Here is a 689-nt window from a genome sequence, read left to right as displayed (position 1 = left end):
CGGTAAATCAAATCACTGGGGTGCTGGTGCGATGGCAGCATGTTAAGGTTGCCCTTGAAGAACTTGACCAGATTATGCAGGCGCCTACAGAGCGCCCGCCAGGCCGCCAGTTTGCTCATAAACCTAGGCTCGATGGCGATTACAGCCTCGAAAATGTCAAACTTAGTTATGGCAATGAGGGGCCGCCAGCGTTGAGCATTAATAAACTGCAGATTAAAGCAGGAAGTCACACCGTGTTACTTGGCAGCAACGGCGCTGGTAAATCGAGTTTGTTGCGGATCTTAGCTGGCTTAGAAGACGTCGATAGCGGCCAAGTACTGCTTGATGATATTGCCATGACACAACTCGATCCTGCGGACCGTCAGCGTGATATCGGCTATTTGCCACAAGATTCTTGTTTGTTTTACGGGACGTTACGCGAAAACCTTCAGTTGGCAGGCAATAATCACACGGATGAGGCCATTTTCAACGTCCTTGATAGCATTGGTTTTGGCGCCGCTGTGCGTGCGCATCCACTGGGCTTAGATATGCCTATTCTTGGCAGCAGAAGTCTCTCCGGTGGTCAACGCCAAGCCGTTGCACTGGCACGGTTAATCTTACAAAACCCGCGAATTGTGTTACTGGATGAGCCAACCTCGGCGTTTGACCAAGTCAACGAAGAGAAAGTCATACAATTTATGCAAACCTGG

General features: G+C 50.1%; 1 protein-coding gene. It reads left to right on the top strand.

The features are described from left to right. Nucleotides 1-689 (top strand): ATP-binding cassette domain-containing protein (locus C2M17_RS08675; RefSeq protein ID WP_158684002.1); only part of this gene is annotated, 689 nt, incomplete at both ends.

The organism is Pseudoalteromonas sp. T1lg10, assembly GCF_002964545.1.
In the GTDB taxonomy this organism is placed as follows: domain Bacteria; phylum Pseudomonadota; class Gammaproteobacteria; order Enterobacterales; family Alteromonadaceae; genus Pseudoalteromonas.
Note: the sequence above shows the minus strand (reverse complement) of the source record. Positions and strands in the feature narration are given on the sequence as shown.